Origin of the sequence: Mesorhizobium sp. M0244 (assembly GCF_040321795.1) — a bacterium.
Lineage (GTDB): Bacteria > Pseudomonadota > Alphaproteobacteria > Rhizobiales > Rhizobiaceae > Mesorhizobium.
Genome location: NZ_JAMYSE010000006.1, coordinates 65,494 through 80,853, shown reverse-complemented (window position 1 = coordinate 80,853; position 15,360 = coordinate 65,494). Strand labels below are relative to the sequence as shown.

General features: G+C 62.0%; 20 protein-coding genes and 1 tRNA gene. 13 read left to right on the top strand and 8 right to left on the bottom strand.

The window, feature by feature from the left end; genetic code table 11:
* Positions 1-47: 47 nt before the first annotated feature.
* Both NKJ08_RS07285 and rpiA read right to left on the bottom strand, forming a co-directional pair.
* A complete protein-coding gene (locus tag NKJ08_RS07285) occupies positions 48-626 on the bottom strand; it encodes a DUF2059 domain-containing protein (protein ID WP_352523726.1) in 579 nt (192 codons plus the stop codon).
* Positions 613-1,344, bottom strand: a complete 732-nt coding sequence (gene rpiA / locus NKJ08_RS07280; RefSeq protein WP_352523724.1) for a ribose-5-phosphate isomerase RpiA — start codon at positions 1,342-1,344, stop codon at positions 613-615. The genes NKJ08_RS07285 and rpiA overlap by 14 nt, the downstream gene beginning before the upstream one ends.
* A 144-nt stretch (positions 1,345-1,488) precedes the next feature.
* Between rpiA and NKJ08_RS07275 the strand changes: the two genes are divergently transcribed.
* The 4 genes from NKJ08_RS07275 (at position 1,489) to NKJ08_RS07260 (ending at position 3,322) form a co-directional block, all read left to right on the top strand.
* Positions 1,489-2,172, top strand: a complete 684-nt coding sequence (locus NKJ08_RS07275; protein WP_352523722.1) for a phosphoglycolate phosphatase — start codon at positions 1,489-1,491, stop codon at positions 2,170-2,172.
* Between the two features lie 102 nt (positions 2,173-2,274).
* Positions 2,275-2,349 (top strand) — tRNA-Val (locus NKJ08_RS07270).
* A gap of 128 nt (positions 2,350-2,477) precedes the next feature.
* Entirely contained in the window at positions 2,478-2,729 is a 252-nt protein-coding gene (locus tag NKJ08_RS07265; protein WP_352523721.1) for a PepSY domain-containing protein, read from the top strand.
* A gap of 116 nt (positions 2,730-2,845) precedes the next feature.
* Positions 2,846-3,322, top strand: coding sequence for a hypothetical protein (locus NKJ08_RS07260; protein WP_352523719.1), 477 nt, complete (start codon positions 2,846-2,848; stop codon positions 3,320-3,322).
* A gap of 9 nt (positions 3,323-3,331) precedes the next feature.
* Here the strand turns inward: NKJ08_RS07260 and NKJ08_RS07255 are convergent, their stop codons facing one another.
* Positions 3,332-5,224: a L,D-transpeptidase family protein gene (locus NKJ08_RS07255; protein ID WP_352523718.1), complete on the bottom strand. Its 1,893-nt coding sequence runs from the start codon at positions 5,222-5,224 to the stop codon at positions 3,332-3,334.
* Between the two features lie 226 nt (positions 5,225-5,450).
* Positions 5,451-6,197: a 3-oxoacyl-ACP reductase family protein gene (locus NKJ08_RS07250; protein WP_352523716.1), complete on the bottom strand. Its 747-nt coding sequence runs from the start codon at positions 6,195-6,197 to the stop codon at positions 5,451-5,453.
* A gap of 98 nt (positions 6,198-6,295) precedes the next feature.
* Between NKJ08_RS07250 and NKJ08_RS07245 the strand changes: the two genes are divergently transcribed.
* Positions 6,296-6,910, top strand: a complete 615-nt coding sequence (locus tag NKJ08_RS07245) for a TetR/AcrR family transcriptional regulator (protein WP_352781576.1) — start codon at positions 6,296-6,298, stop codon at positions 6,908-6,910.
* Positions 6,911-6,945: 35 nt separating this feature from the next.
* Here the strand turns inward: NKJ08_RS07245 and NKJ08_RS07240 are convergent, their stop codons facing one another.
* Positions 6,946-7,854, bottom strand: coding sequence for an alpha/beta hydrolase (locus NKJ08_RS07240; protein WP_352523712.1), 909 nt, complete (start codon positions 7,852-7,854; stop codon positions 6,946-6,948).
* A 47-nt stretch (positions 7,855-7,901) separates the two neighbouring features.
* Between NKJ08_RS07240 and NKJ08_RS07235 the strand changes: the two genes are divergently transcribed.
* On the top strand, positions 7,902-8,354 hold the full coding sequence (locus tag NKJ08_RS07235; protein ID WP_352523710.1) for a MarR family winged helix-turn-helix transcriptional regulator: 453 nt from the start codon (positions 7,902-7,904) through the stop codon (positions 8,352-8,354).
* A gap of 44 nt (positions 8,355-8,398) precedes the next feature.
* On the opposite strand, the gene NKJ08_RS07230 is transcribed toward NKJ08_RS07235, so the two are convergent.
* Entirely contained in the window at positions 8,399-9,010 is a 612-nt protein-coding gene (locus NKJ08_RS07230; RefSeq protein WP_352523708.1) for a pyridoxamine 5'-phosphate oxidase family protein, read from the bottom strand.
* Positions 9,011-9,097: 87 nt separating this feature from the next.
* On the opposite strand from NKJ08_RS07230, the gene NKJ08_RS07225 reads away from it, so the two are divergent.
* Complete coding sequence (locus NKJ08_RS07225) at positions 9,098-9,598, top strand: nuclear transport factor 2 family protein (RefSeq protein WP_352523706.1); 501 nt, start codon at positions 9,098-9,100, stop codon at positions 9,596-9,598.
* 23 nt (positions 9,599-9,621) lie between these two features.
* Here NKJ08_RS07225 and NKJ08_RS07220 read toward each other — a convergent pair whose 3' ends face one another.
* Positions 9,622-9,975: a gamma-butyrobetaine hydroxylase family protein gene (locus NKJ08_RS07220; RefSeq protein ID WP_352523705.1), complete on the bottom strand. Its 354-nt coding sequence runs from the start codon at positions 9,973-9,975 to the stop codon at positions 9,622-9,624.
* Between the two features lie 199 nt (positions 9,976-10,174).
* On the opposite strand from NKJ08_RS07220, the gene moaA reads away from it, so the two are divergent.
* Positions 10,175-11,170 carry a GTP 3',8-cyclase MoaA gene (moaA, locus tag NKJ08_RS07215; protein ID WP_352523704.1) on the top strand — a complete coding sequence of 332 codons (996 nt, stop codon included), beginning with the start codon at positions 10,175-10,177 and terminating at the stop codon, positions 11,168-11,170.
* 55 nt (positions 11,171-11,225) lie between these two features.
* Entirely contained in the window at positions 11,226-11,702 is a 477-nt protein-coding gene (locus tag NKJ08_RS07210; RefSeq protein ID WP_352523702.1) for a hypothetical protein, read from the top strand.
* Positions 11,703-11,753: 51 nt separating this feature from the next.
* Here the strand turns inward: NKJ08_RS07210 and NKJ08_RS07205 are convergent, their stop codons facing one another.
* A complete protein-coding gene (locus NKJ08_RS07205; RefSeq protein WP_352781575.1) occupies positions 11,754-12,317 on the bottom strand; it encodes a DUF1579 family protein in 564 nt (187 codons plus the stop codon).
* Between the two features lie 359 nt (positions 12,318-12,676).
* Between NKJ08_RS07205 and NKJ08_RS07200 the strand changes: the two genes are divergently transcribed.
* The 4 genes from NKJ08_RS07200 to mobB all read left to right on the top strand — a co-directional run bounded on the left by NKJ08_RS07200 (position 12,677) and on the right by mobB (position 15,276).
* Positions 12,677-13,033: a hypothetical protein gene (locus tag NKJ08_RS07200; RefSeq protein WP_352523698.1), complete on the top strand. Its 357-nt coding sequence runs from the start codon at positions 12,677-12,679 to the stop codon at positions 13,031-13,033.
* Positions 13,034-13,155: 122 nt separating this feature from the next.
* Positions 13,156-14,076 carry a DMT family transporter gene (locus NKJ08_RS07195; protein WP_352781574.1) on the top strand — a complete coding sequence of 307 codons (921 nt, stop codon included), beginning with the start codon at positions 13,156-13,158 and terminating at the stop codon, positions 14,074-14,076.
* Between the two features lie 64 nt (positions 14,077-14,140).
* Positions 14,141-14,770, top strand: coding sequence for a molybdenum cofactor guanylyltransferase MobA (gene mobA, locus NKJ08_RS07190; RefSeq protein ID WP_352523695.1), 630 nt, complete (start codon positions 14,141-14,143; stop codon positions 14,768-14,770).
* Positions 14,767-15,276 carry a molybdopterin-guanine dinucleotide biosynthesis protein B gene (gene mobB / locus NKJ08_RS07185; protein ID WP_352523693.1) on the top strand — a complete coding sequence of 170 codons (510 nt, stop codon included), beginning with the start codon at positions 14,767-14,769 and terminating at the stop codon, positions 15,274-15,276. Before mobA ends, mobB begins: the two co-directional genes overlap by 4 nt.
* Positions 15,277-15,360: the final 84 nt, after the last annotated feature.

Genomic DNA, 15,360 nt, shown 5'->3' with positions numbered 1-15,360 from the left:
CCGGGCTTTCTGGTCTAGTGGCGGTCAGGCCGCTCGGAAGTCCGCGATCAATTCGGTGTGGCGTCCGCGGGAGCTGCGCCATCGGCCGGAGCGGTACCGTCTGCAGGTGCAGCCGGCGCCTTGGCATTCGCCGCTGCACCCAGGGTCTCGCCGACCTGCTGGGCGAGATCGCGAGCCAGGCCGTTCTGCCAGATTTCGGCAGCCTTCACCAGCTCGCGCGTCACGATCGGGCCGTTGTCGAGCAGCTTCTTGCCGGCATCGGAATTGTAGAAGGCGGCGATTTCAGTGAGTTCCTTTTCCGAGAAGACTTTTGCATAGGCGAGCGCTGCTTCCTTTTCCAGGTCGGCGCGGCGCGATGCCAAGCCCATTGCCTTCTCGTTGATGGTCTTGGCGATCAGTTCCTGCATGTCCGGGTTCTTCTGGATCAGCTGCTGCTCGAGCGCCGCCGCCGCTTGCGGCAGGATGTTGTCGAACGTATCCGTCGCATGGATCGCCGCGACCGCGGCGCGCGCCGCCTTCAGATGGGCGTCGGTGACGTCCTGCGAGAATGCCGGCGACGAAAACGCGAAAACGGCCGAGGCCGCCAGAATGGCAAAAAAGCGGCCAACCCGGTTATGCAACATCATGATCGGTAAAACTCCCTGATTTTCGGGCGACATGGACGGTTTGGATGCCGTCGCCGCCGGCTATGATGGCCGTTGATGCCAGCCCGATGAAAAGACCATGCTCAACCACGCCCGGAATGGCGTGGAGAGCATTCGAAAGCGCTCTTGTATCCGGAATGCGGCCAAAAGATGCATCGAGGATAAAATGGCCGCCGTCTGTAACAAATGGCTGGCTCCCCGTCATCCTCAATGTAACAGGGCCGGAAAGGCCAAGGTTTGCAGCCGTCGCGCCAACCGCAATTTCGGTGGCGCGCAGGCCAAACCGGTTGACTTCGATGGGCAGCGGAAAACGGCCGATCATCTCGACCATCTTGGAGCTGTCGGCGATGACGATCATGCGGGCGGAGGCCGCCGCGACGATCTTTTCGCGCAGCAGCGCGCCGCCGCCGCCCTTGACCAACGTCAGAGCCGGATCGATCTCGTCGGCGCCGTCGATGGTGAGGTCGAGCTCCGGCGTTTCCTCGAGCGTCGACAGCGGCACACCAAGCTCGGTGCAAAGGACGGCGGTGCGCTCCGAGGTCGGCACGCCGATGACAGTCAGGCCGGTGGCGACCTTGTCGGCGAGCAGCCGCACGAACTCATCCGCTGTCGTGCCGGTGCCGATGCCGAGCCGCATGCCATCCGTGACATGGGCAAGCGCTGCCCGCGCGGCCTCAACCTTCAATTGCCTCGCATCCATGCCGGGTCCCGCGATTTGTTCCGGCGCTCGTAGCATTTTTGCCGGGCTGGTCAAAGGACCTTGCCCGCGGTGGATAAGCCGGCTTGCCTGAACGGGCCGCAGCAGTTATCGCCTGCCGGCAATCAAATCGTCACAGGACAGGCCATGACCCGACCGATCATCGTGTTCGACCTCGACGGGACGCTGATCGACACGGCGCCGGACCTGCTCGACAGTCTCAACCACAGCCTTGCCGCCAGTCAGCTCGCGGCCGTCGACGAAGCTGGCTTCAAGCGCTTCGTCGGCCATGGCGGCCGGGTGATGATCGAGCGCGCCCACGCAGCGCAGCACAGGTCGCTGGCAGTGGAGGAGCACGACCGCCTGCTAAAGCTGTTTCTGGACCATTACACCGTTAACATCCCCGGCAAATCGCGCCCCTACCCCGGCGTCCCCGAGGCGATCGCACGGTTCGAGGCGGCCGGTTACCTGCTGGCCATCTGCACCAATAAATACGAGGCCAATTCGGTGGCGCTGATCGAGGCACTCGGCATGACCAGGCATTTCGCGGCGATCTGCGGCCAGGACAGTTTTCCGTTCCGCAAGCCAGACCCGCGCCATCTCACTCTGACCATCGCGCGCGCCGGCGGCGACCCGCATCGCGCACTGATGGTCGGTGATTCGCAGACCGACATCGACACGGCAAAGGCCGCCGGGATTCCGGTGGTGGCAGTCGATTTCGGCTACACCGACCGTCATGTGCGAGAGTTCGAACCGTCGGCGGTGATCTCGCATTTCGATTCGCTGACGCTCGATCTGGTACAAAGGCTGATGGCCGCGGCAGAAGACTGAAGCCGGCCATGGTCCAGACCGCCAGATGCCGACCGACAAGTGGTTGACTTCGCAGGCCGGCCTCCCTTATATCGCGGCGCGCTTGGCCTTCGGGCAACGAGCGGGCGATTAGCTCAGCGGGAGAGCACACCCTTCACACGGGTGGGGTCGCAGGTTCAATCCCTGCATCGCCCACCATTCTCACTCCCCGCTATTTCTCTGTCTGACCGCAATACAGCGCATCGCCGCGATAGGGCGCCATTCCAGACCCTGGAACAAACCTGCCTGGAAACGAGTTTCTGCTCATCGAAATGTGAGGGAAAGCCATGTCCAGACTTGTTTTGGCGGCCGCCGTGCTGCTTGTCGGCGGATCGGCCTTTGCCGCGGACGAAAATCCGGTGCCGCCACAGAATGCCAAGAAGCTGTCGGAAATCATCGCCAAGGTCGAGCAGCGCGACGATTTCCGCTACATCAAGGAGGTCGATTGGGACAGCGGCGCCTACACCGTCATCTATTACACGAACGACAAGGCGAAGGTCGAAATCACCTACGATCCGGTGACAGCCCAGCCGGAATAGTGCTGTCCGCCAACGGTCCGCACCGAAGCACGGCGCCTTGAGCGCCGGCTTTCCACATCCTCTTGCGCCAAGGCATCTTTGATGGCTGACTGCGCTTCTGTCATGGGGGGATAGGCATGGCGACAGTAAAGCACGTATCGAAACGCGTTCTGATGATGCTCGCGGGTTATTTCATTGCGGTATTGGTCGGGCTGATCGCGGTGGCGGCGATCTATGGCGGGCTGATCTCGCTGCCGAATGCGCCGAATTATTTCGACGTCATGGGCGTCACACCCGTCGCGGTGCTGCTGTTGCCGCCGCTCGGCATGTTTATCTATTTTCTGACGATCGTGCTGACCGCCCTGCAGACGCTGATCTTCGCGCTAATTGCCGAGTTTTTCTCGCTGCGCAGTTTTTGGCTGCATATGATCTTCGGCGCCGCGGCTGCGGTGGCCGGTTTCGCCCTGATCTGGCCCAGTGTACCTGATGACACGAACCCGGAGCGCTGGGCCGATATCTGCATCATTGCCGCGGCAGGCGTTGTCGCCGGCCTAGTGTATTGGCTGATCGCCGGACGCGAAGCCGGCTTCCGTCGCCCGCTCTTTCAGCGCTAGAACCTTCTCTCAGCTAGCCGGCGAACGCACTGCTTCCGTGCTGTCGAGCGCCTGCTGCAGCCGTGTGTCACGGCCGTAGACGTCGTTGAAATATTCGACGTTGCCGGACAGGTCCGGCCATGCGGTGAAATAGGCGACATAGACCGGGATCTTGCGTGTCACGTCCTCGGTCGAATGTCCGTGCTTCAGTCGGTCCTCGATGTAGTCGACCGAGGTGCCGAGCACGGCAGCCGCCATGCCGCGCGGATCCTGCAAGCGCACGCACCCATGGCTGAGCGCGCGCATGTCGCGCTGGAAAAACGACTTCTGCGGCGTGTCGTGCATATAGATTGCGTGCTTGTTGGGGAACAATATCTTCAGCTCCCCCAGCGCATTGGCCTCGCTCGGCAGCTGGCGCACGCCGTAGGGTATCTTTGCGCCGTAGGCACCCCAATTGACCGAGGAGGAGGGAATGCGCTTGCCGCGCGCATTCACCACCTCATAGCCGGCGCGGTCGAGATAGCCCGGATCCCGGCGCAGCCGCGGCAGCATCTCGTTGACCAGGATCGACTGCGGCACGCCCCAATAGGGATGGAAGTCGACCTGCTCGATCTGATCATAGAAGAAAGCAGTCTGGTTGGTGGGCCTGCCTACGACGGCACGGGTCTTCAGCTTCTCCTCGCCATCGTCGATATAACTCGCGGTGAAAGCCGGCTGGTTGATGAAGACGCGCGGGCTGCCGAGGTCGGAAGGCAGCCAGCGCAACTCTTCGAGCGCAACCCGAACCTTCTGAATCTTGTCGGCTTTGGACGTTCCAGCCAACGATGCAACCGTACGCGGCCCGATGACACCGTCGCCTTTCATGCCGGCCCGTTTCTGCACCGCCTTGATCACCGGCACCAGCTCCGGATCGTAGACCTCGCTGGTGGCGAGCCTTGCCAGCACCTCGCCATAGGCGCCGCCCATCTCGTCATCGAGATTGCGCGCGATCTTTGTCAAAAGCTTCGGCAGCTCGGGGCTGGTCTGCCCCGGCTTCAACAGCAGATTGGGATCGACGACAACTTCATTTTCGGCGCTGGCCTGGAGCGCTTCCAGTTCGACCCGCAGCGCCTGATACTCGGCATTCTGTGGATGCCGCGATTCGAGGTAGGTGCGCACTTGCTGGGTATGGGCCAGCGTCTTCAACACCCCTTCCATGTCGAGCGGCTTCGGCGGAAAATCATAGTAGCCGGTCATGCGGTTGGGATCGACGCGGCCGCTTTGTGCGTCACGGGCGTAGCGCAGAACGCGCGCCGACAGCGCCATCTCGAAGCGGACCAGCTCTTTCAGGCGTTCATCGGCAGTGCCCGATGTGCCTGCTGCCGGAACTTCGACGGTGTAGTCGGCAGGCGTCAGGCCGTAGCTCGCGGCCTCGCCCAGCACCCGCACGGCATCCTGGGCGCGGCTGTTGGGACTGGTTCCCGTCACCCATATGAAATCCGGATTGGCTGAGTAATAGGCGATCAGCGCCTTGGCGATGTCCTTCTCGGCGTAGAGGTCATAGCCGTCGAGCCCGGCAATGGCTTCGCAGAATGCAGCCCCGGTGGCCGCCGGCTCAAACGCGGCATCCTGCGGCGTTGCCGGTTCAGGCGCTGCCGCCAGTGCCGAAAAATCGACGCGCACCAGCGGATCGCTCTTGTAGGTGTAATAGGACGGGCTGCTGATTTGCGCCGCACCACCACCGCTACCGGCCGGCACCTTTGGCTTCGGTTTGTACTTTGACGGTGGCGGCGGAAAATCACCTTTCGGCCGCCCGTGCTTGACGCTGCCGCCGAAAAGCATGTCGAAGAACCCTTGCGCTTCAGCCTGCGGCGCACCGAAGGCCAGCATTGCCGCGGCCATCGCAAATGGCAGCACGGTTGCTTTGTTTCCAAGGAGTTTCATGGATCACCCGCTCCGGTTGAACCGGATCCCGTTCCGCACCACTTCGACGGTCTCGCCCACCGCATGGCGGATGTAAGGCGTGACTATACTGATTCATACCGATTTCGTTAAGCTTCCATGAATTTCGGAACGTCTGTTGCAGAACAGTTTCACAACGTCGTAGGGCCGAAGCGGTTGCATTTCCGCTTCGGCCCCATGAAACGACGAAGAACGCGCGGCGCAGGCGTCAGGCGTTGGCGCCACCATCGATGGTGAGTGCCGCGCCGGTCACGAAGCGCCCTTCGGGGCCGGCAAGCCACGCGACCATGCCGGCGATCTCATCGGCCGTGCCGAAGCGAGGCATCGCCATCTTCTGGCGCTGATGCTCGGCGTGCGGGCCGACTGCCGGATTCATGTCGGTATCGGTCGACCCCGGATGGACGACATTGGCGGTGATGCCGCGCGGACCGAGATCGCGTGCAAAGGCCTTGGTCAGGCCAACCAAGGCAGCCTTGCTGGCCGAATAGGCGCTCAGGCCGGCATCGGTGGCACGCTCGGCCAGATTGCTGCCGATCGAGATGATCCGGCCACCCTCGCCCATATGCGCTGCTGCCGCCTTGGTGGCGACGAACGGGGCTCTGAGGTTGACCTCCATCGTCTCATCGAAGTCGGCTAGCGACAGGGCATCGACCGGAGCAGCGCGCCAGATGCCGGCGCTGTTGACGAGGATGTCGAGCCGTCCGAAGGCTTTTACTGCCTCATTGACTGCTGCCTCGATCGCGGCAGCATCGCGATTGTCGGCCTTGATGGCAAAGGCCCGACCGCCGGCCGCCTCGATTTCCCCGACCACCGCGAGCGCCCTTTTCTCGCCATTCACATAGGTGATCGCCACGCCTGCGCCGTCGGCCGCGAGCCTTCGTGCGATCGCCGCGCCGATACCGCGGCTGCCGCCGGTGACCAGGGCGGCCTTGCCGTTCAAACTCCTGGATGACATTTGCTTCTCCATTTTGTAGTGATTGATACATAAATATCTGCCAGCCTTGCTGAACCACGTCAACTGAATTATGTATCGATCAACACAGAAAGAATGCCATGCCGGAACGAGGCCGTCCCCGCACCTTCGATCGAACCGCCGCCTTGCGGCGTGCAATGGAAGTGTTTTGGGCCAAGGGTTATGAGGGCGCGTCGATAAGCGACCTGACCGCTGCAATGGGCATCAACTCACCCAGCCTCTATGCCGCCTTCGGCAGCAAGGAAGCGCTGTTCCTCGAGGCAACCGAGTTTTACACGCGGGTCGAGGGAACCGAGATCTGGTCCGCGCTGGACAAGGCGCCGACGGCGCGCCAGGCGGTCGAGCGATTCCTGCGCCAGACGGCCAAGGCCTATTCGCAGACCGGTCGTCCGCAAGGCTGCCTGATCGCGCTCGGCGCTTTGCACCAGGATTCAAGCCGCGGCGCCATCTGCGATGATCTGCGCCGTCGCCGCGCCGAAAACCGCGAAGCCTTGCTGAGACGGCTCGAGCGTGGCGTGCTCGAGGGAGAATTGCCGGTCGATTTCGACTTCCGCACGGCCGCGACCTTCTACGCGACTGTGCAGCACGGCATGTCGATCCAGGCGCGCGACGGTGCGTCGCGTGCAGCTCTTCTGGCGACCGTGGCCGGGGCAATGGCGGCTTGGAAGGCGATGGCCGGAACCGGGGCGGCGTGACGGTCGAACCCGGCAGACAAGAACAGATATTCAGGTCACTGCAGAGACGGCTCCCGCCGCCCTGCAACGAAGCCAACGGCGCGCTCCACCACACCCTTGTCGGCGAGAATGCGGCGGTGGCCGAGCCCGTCGGCCCAGTGAAGCCGCACATGCTCACCGGCGTGCGCGTAGAGCATTGCATGATCGGCGGACACTTCGCGGTCGTCCGGCGCGTGGATCACCAGCGTCGGCAGCGGCGTGCTTGCGAGCTGGCGGTCACCGGTGAATTCGTGCAGCGGCCGGCCGGCGATGCGCTCGACCCGGTCGGCCATGGCGACCTGCGAGCGCGAGCCGACATTCAGCATGCGGCTGAAATCAGCAAAGATCGCAGGCAGGGAGCTCGGCGCGGCGATAAGCACCAGCCGCCCGGCCGCCAGTGGCGGGATGTTTCTGATCGAACCGGCGACGGCATTGGCGGCGACGGCACCACCAAAGGAATGGCCGACGATGGCGGTAAACGGGCCGAACCATTCGCCGGCAACCCGTGCCGCATCGACCGCACTGACCAGGGTAAGCCGGCGGCCCTGCGACTGGCCGTGGCCCGGCAGATCGAGCGAGACCACCTTGTAGCCGGCATCGCGATAGGCTTCGATCAGCGTGCGCATGTATTCGGTGCGCGAACGCCAGCCGTGGATGACGAGCACGGTGCCGGCAGCCGCCCTGCCCGGCTCGGGCCGGAATTCATGCACCATGACGCAGCCGGTTCTGGTCTTCAGCCGATGATGGCGCGCTTCGGTCATGAAATCGGCGGCGCGATCGATTGCGCGGCGCTCGCCTTCGCTCAGGCTCTTCTCGTGCGGCGTGCGGCAGAACAGCTCGAATGCGGCGCGCCCGGTGAGTCGCGGCGCCACATGCTCGGCCACGCCGAACGTGCCGCGGATGACCTTCAGTCCAAATGATGCCATAGTGGCGATCCATCCATTGGTTCAAGCATGAACATAATAGTTCAAACATGAACATTAAGCAAGACCTGCCCTGGGATAACCCGCGTTTTCGCAACTGGGTCGCGGTGGCGCGCGCCTGCCACGTGCTGGAACGCACCCTGGCGGTGAAGCTCGCGCCGCTCGACTTGAAGCCGGCGCAGCTCGATGTGCTGATGAACCTTTACCGCCATCCCGGCATGTCGCAGCACGATCTCGCCCGCCGCCTGCTGGTCGGCCGCTCCAATGTCACCATGCTTTTGCCGCAACTGGAGACCCGCGGCCTGCTGCGCCGCGAAGGCGACGAGAAGGACAAGCGCGTGCTGCGACTGACGCTGACCGGGGCCGGCGAGGCATTGCTGATGCAAGCGCTGAAGGTCCATATGGCGCTGATCGAGAAGGCGATGAGCCAGTCGACGCTGGAACAATGCGACATGATCGGCGAACAGATGCGTAGAGTTGCCGAGGTGTTGAAGACGGCCTGACGGCCCAGTGCTTCACCACCAAATTCCCTTACCACCAAATTCCTTCACCACATCGATTTTTTCGCGCGCTCCGGCCATTCCTTGTCGTAGACCTCGCCGTCGATGTTCTTGCGGCTGGTGATCTCGAGGATCTGTCCGGGGGTCGGCAGCGATCTCGGGTCGACATGCCTTGCCGGATTCCACAGTTCCGACCGGTGGATGGCGCGGGCGCATTGGAAATAAACCGCATCGATCTCGACGACCGCCACCGAGCGCGCCGGCTTGCCCTCGACTGCGAACGAGGCGCAGAGTTCGGGATCTATGGTGATGCGGGCGCGGCCATTGACGCGCAGCGTCGTGCCGGAACCCGGTACCAGGAACAGAAGCGCGACGCGCGGATCGCGAAGGATGTTCCTCAGCGAATCGGCACGGTTGTTGCCGCGCCGGTCCGGCATCATCAGCGTTTTCGGATCGTGGATGCGGACGAAGCCGGCGAGATCGCCGCGCGGCGAGCAGTCCAGCCCTTCCGGCCCGCAGGTTGCGAGCGCAGCAAACGGCGAAGCTTCGATGAAGGCGGCGTATTCGGGAATCAGCTGGTCGAGTTCCTTGACCACCGACGCCTCGCCGGGCAGGCCATAGAGCGCTTCGAGCTGTTCGACGCTGGTGATCATAGACATGTTTTCGTCTCCAAACCTTTGCCGGCGCTACTCCAGATGCATGACGTTTTCACGACACGATGCCCGTTTGTCGTCATCAGGAAACGGGTGTCGAGGGAACGCGAACAAGAGCAAACCGCTTACCTGCACGATCGTGCTGACGGATACGGAGAACCGAAAATGGATAAACCGCTCGACCGGCGACGCACCGCCATGGGACTTATTGAAAACATGTTCAATGTTGAAATGCGTTTCCTGCAATCAGGGTCGGAGAGCCTCGATATGCTTGCCAGCGCATTCCATGCCGAGATTGTCGTGCATGAGCCGCAGTCCCTGCCCTATGCCGGTGACTGGAACGGCCTCGACGGCATTGGCGCCCTTTTCCGCAAGATGCGGGAAATCTGGAGCGACGTGGCGGTGGAGGACCTTCAGACCGCCCAAAACGATGACATGGTGTTCATGAGTTGCACGCTTTCGCTGACATCGCGGGCCAATGGTGCAACCATCAAACAGCCGTTTGCCGAAGTCTTGCGCTTCAAGGATGACCGGCTGATCGAAGGCACGCCGTTTTATCACGACACCGGCGAGATACTGGCGATCCTGCGTTGACCGGAAGCGTCCGCGGGAACCATTCAACGATCGCGGCTCAGCCCCTTCTCTTCCAGCTCGGCGAGATAGGCGGCCCAGCGTGCGTCCTTCTCATGACCCAGCGTATGCAGGTAATTCCAGGTGAAGATGCCGGTGTCGTGGAAATCGTCGAAGGTGATGCGCACGGCATAATTGCCGACCGGCTCGATCTTCAGGATCGTGACGTTGCGCTTGCCGGGAACGGTGACGCGCTGTTCGGGCGAATGGCCCTGCACCTCGGCCGATGGCGAAGCGACGCGCAGAAGCTCGGCCGGCAATTCGAACGGCTGATGGCCCGGAAAGGTCACAGAAAGCAGCTTGCGGTCCTTCGAGACCCTGAGTTCCTTTGGCGCTGTCATGGTGGTGGATCCTGCGGAGAACCGTCCTTCCCTACGCCGCTTCGCGTCGAGGGAAAAGGCCGCATGGAAACTTCCGACATGATCTGTCGGCTGGGGAATGTTGCCGAAGATTGCGAGCTTCTATCTTGAATGGCAAGTTGGCTCGTATCACATAGCCATATATAACGAAGCCGTTCACGGCCACGGGAAGCGCATAAGCATGGATATGATCGATCCTTTCGGTCGCACGATCACCTACCTGCGCGTGTCGGTCACCGACCGCTGCGATTTTCGCTGCACCTATTGCATGGCAGAGGACATGACCTTCCTGCCAAAGAAGGACCTGCTGTCGCTGGAAGAGCTCGACCGGCTTTGCACGGTCTTCATCGAAAAGGGCGTGCGCAAGCTCCGCCTCACCGGTGGTGAGCCGCTGGTGCGCAAGAACATCATGCATCTGTTGCGCCAGCTTTCCCGGCATCTCGAGAGCGGTGCGCTGGAAGAGCTGACGCTGACCACCAACGGATCGCAGCTTTCGCGCTTTGCCGCCGAGCTCGCCGACTGCGGCGTCAAGCGCATTAACGTTTCGCTCGATATCCTCGATGCCGACAAATTCCGCCAGATCACCCGATGGGGCAATCTGGACAAGGTCATGGACGGCATCGACGCCGCGCAGGCGGCGGGGCTGAAGGTAAAACTCAACGCGGTGGCCTTGAAGGACTTCAATGACGCCGAATTGCCGGAAATGCTGCGCTGGGCGCATGGCCGTGGCATGGATCTGACGGTCATCGAAACCATGCCGATGGGCGAGATTGATGCCGATCGCACCGACCAGTATTTGCCGCTGTCGCTACTGCGTGCAGCACTCGAGCGCCAGTTCACGCTGAGCGATATTCCCTACAAGACCGGTGGCCCGGCCCGCTACGTCCATGTCGCCGAAACCGGCGGGCGGCTGGGCTTCATCACACCGATGACACATAATTTCTGCGAAAGCTGCAATCGGGTCCGGCTGACCTGTACCGGCACGCTTTATATGTGCCTCGGCCAGGAAGATGCCGCAGACCTGCGCGCACCGCTGCGTGCGTCCGAAGGCAACGAGCTGGTCGCCGACGCCATCGACGAGGCAATCGGCCGCAAGCCGAAAGGCCATGATTTCATCATCGATCGCCGCACCAACCGCCCGTCGGTGTCGCGGCACATGAGCGTCACCGGCGGCTGATTTTTCGCCGATTTCGTGCAAGATCGCCCTCGGTCATCGACTAACGTGGCATCGCATGAAGCTTTTTTCTTCTCTATCCTTGGCGTCTTTGATGGCTGTTGCGGTGACGGAAGTAGTTGCCGCGCCATTCACCTATACGAACGAGCGCTTCGGTACTGTCTGCACCTTTCCGGATGAAATCTTCACTCTTCGCCAGCCTGAGCCGGACAATGGCGATGGACAACAGTGGCTCACCGCCGATGGCGCCAGCCTGATCTGTTCGGGCATGTTCAATATCGATGATGACACCCCGAAAGCTTTCGTCTCCGCCGAGCAAGCCAGCAGGGAACCTGGCTACAAGATCACCTACAGCAAGACCAGCAAGGACTGGGCGGTGCTGTCGGGCATCAAAGGCGAGAACATCTTCTACGAACGCCGCCTGTTCGGAAAAGATGGTGTCATCCGCACGGTCTGGATCGAATACCCGCCAGCCCTGAAATCGAAATACGACCCGCTCGTCGGTGCTATCGCCGGCAGCCTCAGGGGACCGTGAGCATCCGGCCCCGTCTCGACGTGTTCGCAGCCTATTGTTTTTGCTGATGAATTACGGCTGACGTGTGTAATTGTACTGCACGGCGAGCCATTTCTTGCCGCTACCATTGGCCTGGAGGAAGTGCTGCTCGGCCACCTCGTGGTTGTCGCCATCCCTGGAAATGATGAAATCGGAGGCCGTGAACCGCCCTTCGACCTCGGGCCCGAACCCGACGAAACCAAGCGGCTCGAACAGCAGTGAAATCTTGCCGTCCTGCTCACCACCAAAACTCCAGGCGGGCATGATCCCCGCCGGGAAACGCGTGTCCATGGAAACATATTTCCAGCGGCCCTCCACCCGGTCATAGCTCAAATAAGCTATCCGCTGGAAGTCTGGGATTTTCGAGCCAGGCCCCGGACGCATCACCTCTTGCATGAAGGGGCCGATCATCGTGCGCTCGGCCACCAGCCCGGTCATCACGATCGGCTGGGCGCCGGGCGTTGGCCAGATCGTGTTGACGACGTTCCATTTGCCGACGCGGCGAGAGAGCTCATCCGCTTCGGGACCCGGCGTGGACATCCGTTCGACTGCCGACGCCGAAGCGCCGTTCTCGGCGAACGCAGGTGCAGTCGCCATGAGGATAACCGCCAGCGCAGAAGAGCATCGGAATAGCGACGAAACATGCCGCCTGCTGCCCGCGCCAAGCCTGCCTGCATTGCCTCGTGCATTCATCATGGACCACCTCCCAGATAAGATCAGAAGCCTACAATGACTAATTTGGTGAATCTTGCCGAGCAAATTTGATCTCGTCGAAAAATTTCCTGGAGCCGCAGCGTGATCGATTTGCCCTCCAAAGCCGCCCTTTTAAAACGGCACCTTTCGGCGGCACACCCAGAAAAAGTCTTGTCCGCAAACGGTTGCCGGATTAACCGCGCGCCTGTTCAGGCCTAGCCTCTGTTCTGGAGCGGTTCTTCGCTCAAGTGGGGGAATACGACATGCGCAAACTCATTCTTTCTCTCGCATTGCTCAGCCTCGCGGCTCTGCCCGCGGCGGCCCAGTCGATCGGCGGCACCTATGCCGTTGCCGGCACCAACTTCGATGGATCGTCCTATGGCGGCGACGCAACCATCACGCTGACCAGCGAGACGACCTGCACAATCCATTGGGAGACAGGCGGCTCTTCCTCGGACGGCATCTGCATGCGCAACGACGATGCGTTCTCCGCCGGCTATGTCATGGGCAAGGCGGTTGGCCTTGTCGTCTACAAGGTGCAGGAAGACGGCTCGCTGCAGGGCCTGTGGACGATTGCCGGCAAGGAAGGCAACGGCACCGAGGTACTGACGCCCAAATAAGCCCTGCCGCTCTTGCGAGGGGGATGTCACGGGCCACAGAAAGGCTGTGGCCCAGCCCTTTGACGTTGCTGTTTTGCGGGTGCCTGCTAGACGCTTGCTGCAGGACTCACCCGGTAATCGCCTTGCCTCTTTCGCCAAACCTGCGCGGCGCGTTGTTCATGATGGTGGCCATGATTGGTTTCACCCTCAACGACGCGATCACCAAATTCTCGTCGGAATCGATGAACATGGCGCAGGTCATGCTGATCCGCGGCGCCTTCGCTTCGCTTTTCGTTGGCCTGCTTGCGTGGCAACGAGGCGCGCTTGCCCGGCCAAGCTCGAGGCTGCAGCCGACAGTTGCGCTGCGCGTCGTCAGCGAGGCCGGCGCCACGGTGTCGTTCCTGGTTGCTCTGGCACATCTTCCGATCGCCAATGTCTCCGCCGTGCTGCAGGCCCTGCCGCTGGCGGTGACGATGGGTGCCGCACTTGTGTTCAACGAGGGCGTCGGCTGGCGGCGCTGGCTGGCCATTGCCGTCGGTTTTGCCGGCGTGCTGATCATCGTGCGGCCGGGCTTCGAAGGGTTCAGCGTGTTTTCTCTGCTGGCGCTGGCCAGCGTCGCATGCTGCGCGGTGCGCGACCTCGCCACCAAGCGGATCCCGCAGGCAATTCCGACGTTGCTGGTGTCGACCGCCACCGCTCTTGCCATGACGGTTCTGGGCGCGGCACTGCTTTCGCCGATGGGCGGTTGGACGCCCATGACGGGGAAAAGCACGGCGTTCCTGGCGCTGGCGGCGGTGCTCGTGCTCATCGGCTACCAGTTCATCATCATGGCCATGCGGGTGGGCGATATCTCCTTCATCGCGCCGTTCCGCTACACTGCCCTGCTCTGGTCAATCCTGCTTGGCTTCACAATCTTCGGCGATATCCCCGATCTGCCGATGATCCTCGGTGCCACGATCATCATCGCCTCAGGCCTCTATGCACTCTACCGCGAACGGATCGTCGGCCGGCGAAAGACAGCCGCCGAAAGCGCTGGACCGGACATGGCGCCGGACGGCATATAGGCGACCGTGGACGACCGTCTGATTTGAAAACTTGATTTTGGTCATTGGATCTAGGCAGCAAACGATGGGCCGACCTATCGCAGGGATCATTCTGGCCGGCGGCCGGTCGAGCCGGATGGGCGGCGGCGACAAGACGCTGCTTGCGCTTGGCGACGGCACCCTGCTCGATCGTGTCGTTTCGCGCCTTGGCCCGCAGGTCGGACCGCTGGCGCTCAGCGCCAATGGCGATCCGGCACGGTTTGCCGCCACGGGGCTTCCCGTGCTTGCTGACACCGTCACGGGTTTTGCCGGGCCGCTTGCCGGGATCCTGACCGGCCTCGAATGGGCTTCCGACACGACTTGTCAGGCGCTGGTCACGGCTGCCGGCGACACGCCTTTCCTGCCCACGGATATGGTCGAGCGGCTGCTCGCGGCAGCCGATGAACGCCCCGATTCGATCGCGGTCGCCTGTTCCGGCGGCAAACGGCATCCGACGTTTGCGCTCTGGCCGCTGGGGCTCGACCAGGCCTTGCGACAATTTCTCGTAGAGGAAGACAACCGGCGCGTTTCGGCGTTCATCGACCGGCACGGTTTTGTCGAGGTGGAATTTCCCATCCTGAAATCCGGCGGGTCCGAAATCGATCCGTTCTTCAACATCAACACTCTCGACGACCTTGCCCAGGCCGCCCATCTGTTGCAGAGCATCGAGCCATGAACAGACGTATCTTCGGCATCACCGGCTGGAAGAACTCCGGCAAGACGACATTGACCGAAAAGCTGGTAGCCGAACTCGTTCGGCGCGGCTGGAAAGTGTCGACGGTAAAACACGCCCATCATGATTTCGACATCGACAAACCTGGAGCGGACAGCTTTCGCCACCGGCAGGCGGGAGCGATGGAGGTCGCGATCGTGTCGGGCAGGCGCTGGGCACTGATGCACGAATTGCGCGGCGAGGACGAGCCGACGCTGGACGCGATTCTGTCACGGCTGGCACCCTCCGACATCGTGCTGGTAGAGGGTTACAAGCGCGAGGCGCACAAGAAAATCGAGACGCGACGGCTTGAGGCCAAGGACCGGACACCGCTCTCGGCAACCGATCCACACATCGTCGCCATCGCCTCCGACTTCGCCGTTGTGGGCGAAGACCTGCCGGTCTTCGATCTCGACGACACGAATTCGATAGCCGACTTCATCGAACGCGCCACCGACCTGACGCGCTGAGAATACGGCCGAAGACAGCTTCCGGTCACTTTTTTCCCCATTCAGGCGTCTGACCCTGCGTCACTGTTTTCTGAACGCGACCTT

Bases quoted from the DNA above. Each gene is read 5' to 3' on its own strand.
- NKJ08_RS07285 (WP_352523726.1), bottom strand. From the start codon at position 626: ATGATGTTGCATAACCGGGTTGGCCGCTTTTTTGCCATTCTGGCGGCC.
- rpiA (WP_352523724.1), bottom strand. From the start codon at position 1,344: ATGGATGCGAGGCAATTGAAGGTTGAGGCCGCGCGGGCAGCGCTTGCC.
- NKJ08_RS07275 (WP_352523722.1), top strand. From the start codon at position 1,489: ATGACCCGACCGATCATCGTGTTCGACCTCGACGGGACGCTGATCGAC.
- NKJ08_RS07265 (WP_352523721.1), top strand. From the start codon at position 2,478: ATGTCCAGACTTGTTTTGGCGGCCGCCGTGCTGCTTGTCGGCGGATCG.
- NKJ08_RS07260 (WP_352523719.1), top strand. From the start codon at position 2,846: ATGGCGACAGTAAAGCACGTATCGAAACGCGTTCTGATGATGCTCGCG.
- NKJ08_RS07255 (WP_352523718.1), bottom strand. From the start codon at position 5,224: ATGAAACTCCTTGGAAACAAAGCAACCGTGCTGCCATTTGCGATGGCC.
- NKJ08_RS07250 (WP_352523716.1), bottom strand. From the start codon at position 6,197: ATGTCATCCAGGAGTTTGAACGGCAAGGCCGCCCTGGTCACCGGCGGC.
- NKJ08_RS07245 (WP_352781576.1), top strand. From the start codon at position 6,296: ATGCCGGAACGAGGCCGTCCCCGCACCTTCGATCGAACCGCCGCCTTG.
- NKJ08_RS07240 (WP_352523712.1), bottom strand. From the start codon at position 7,854: ATGGCATCATTTGGACTGAAGGTCATCCGCGGCACGTTCGGCGTGGCC.
- NKJ08_RS07235 (WP_352523710.1), top strand. From the start codon at position 7,902: ATGAACATTAAGCAAGACCTGCCCTGGGATAACCCGCGTTTTCGCAAC.
- NKJ08_RS07230 (WP_352523708.1), bottom strand. From the start codon at position 9,010: ATGTCTATGATCACCAGCGTCGAACAGCTCGAAGCGCTCTATGGCCTG.
- NKJ08_RS07220 (WP_352523705.1), bottom strand. From the start codon at position 9,975: ATGACAGCGCCAAAGGAACTCAGGGTCTCGAAGGACCGCAAGCTGCTT.
- moaA (WP_352523704.1), top strand. From the start codon at position 10,175: ATGGATATGATCGATCCTTTCGGTCGCACGATCACCTACCTGCGCGTG.
- NKJ08_RS07210 (WP_352523702.1), top strand. From the start codon at position 11,226: ATGAAGCTTTTTTCTTCTCTATCCTTGGCGTCTTTGATGGCTGTTGCG.
- NKJ08_RS07205 (WP_352781575.1), bottom strand. From the start codon at position 12,317: ATGGCGACTGCACCTGCGTTCGCCGAGAACGGCGCTTCGGCGTCGGCA.
- NKJ08_RS07200 (WP_352523698.1), top strand. From the start codon at position 12,677: ATGCGCAAACTCATTCTTTCTCTCGCATTGCTCAGCCTCGCGGCTCTG.
- mobA (WP_352523695.1), top strand. From the start codon at position 14,141: ATGGGCCGACCTATCGCAGGGATCATTCTGGCCGGCGGCCGGTCGAGC.
- mobB (WP_352523693.1), top strand. From the start codon at position 14,767: ATGAACAGACGTATCTTCGGCATCACCGGCTGGAAGAACTCCGGCAAG.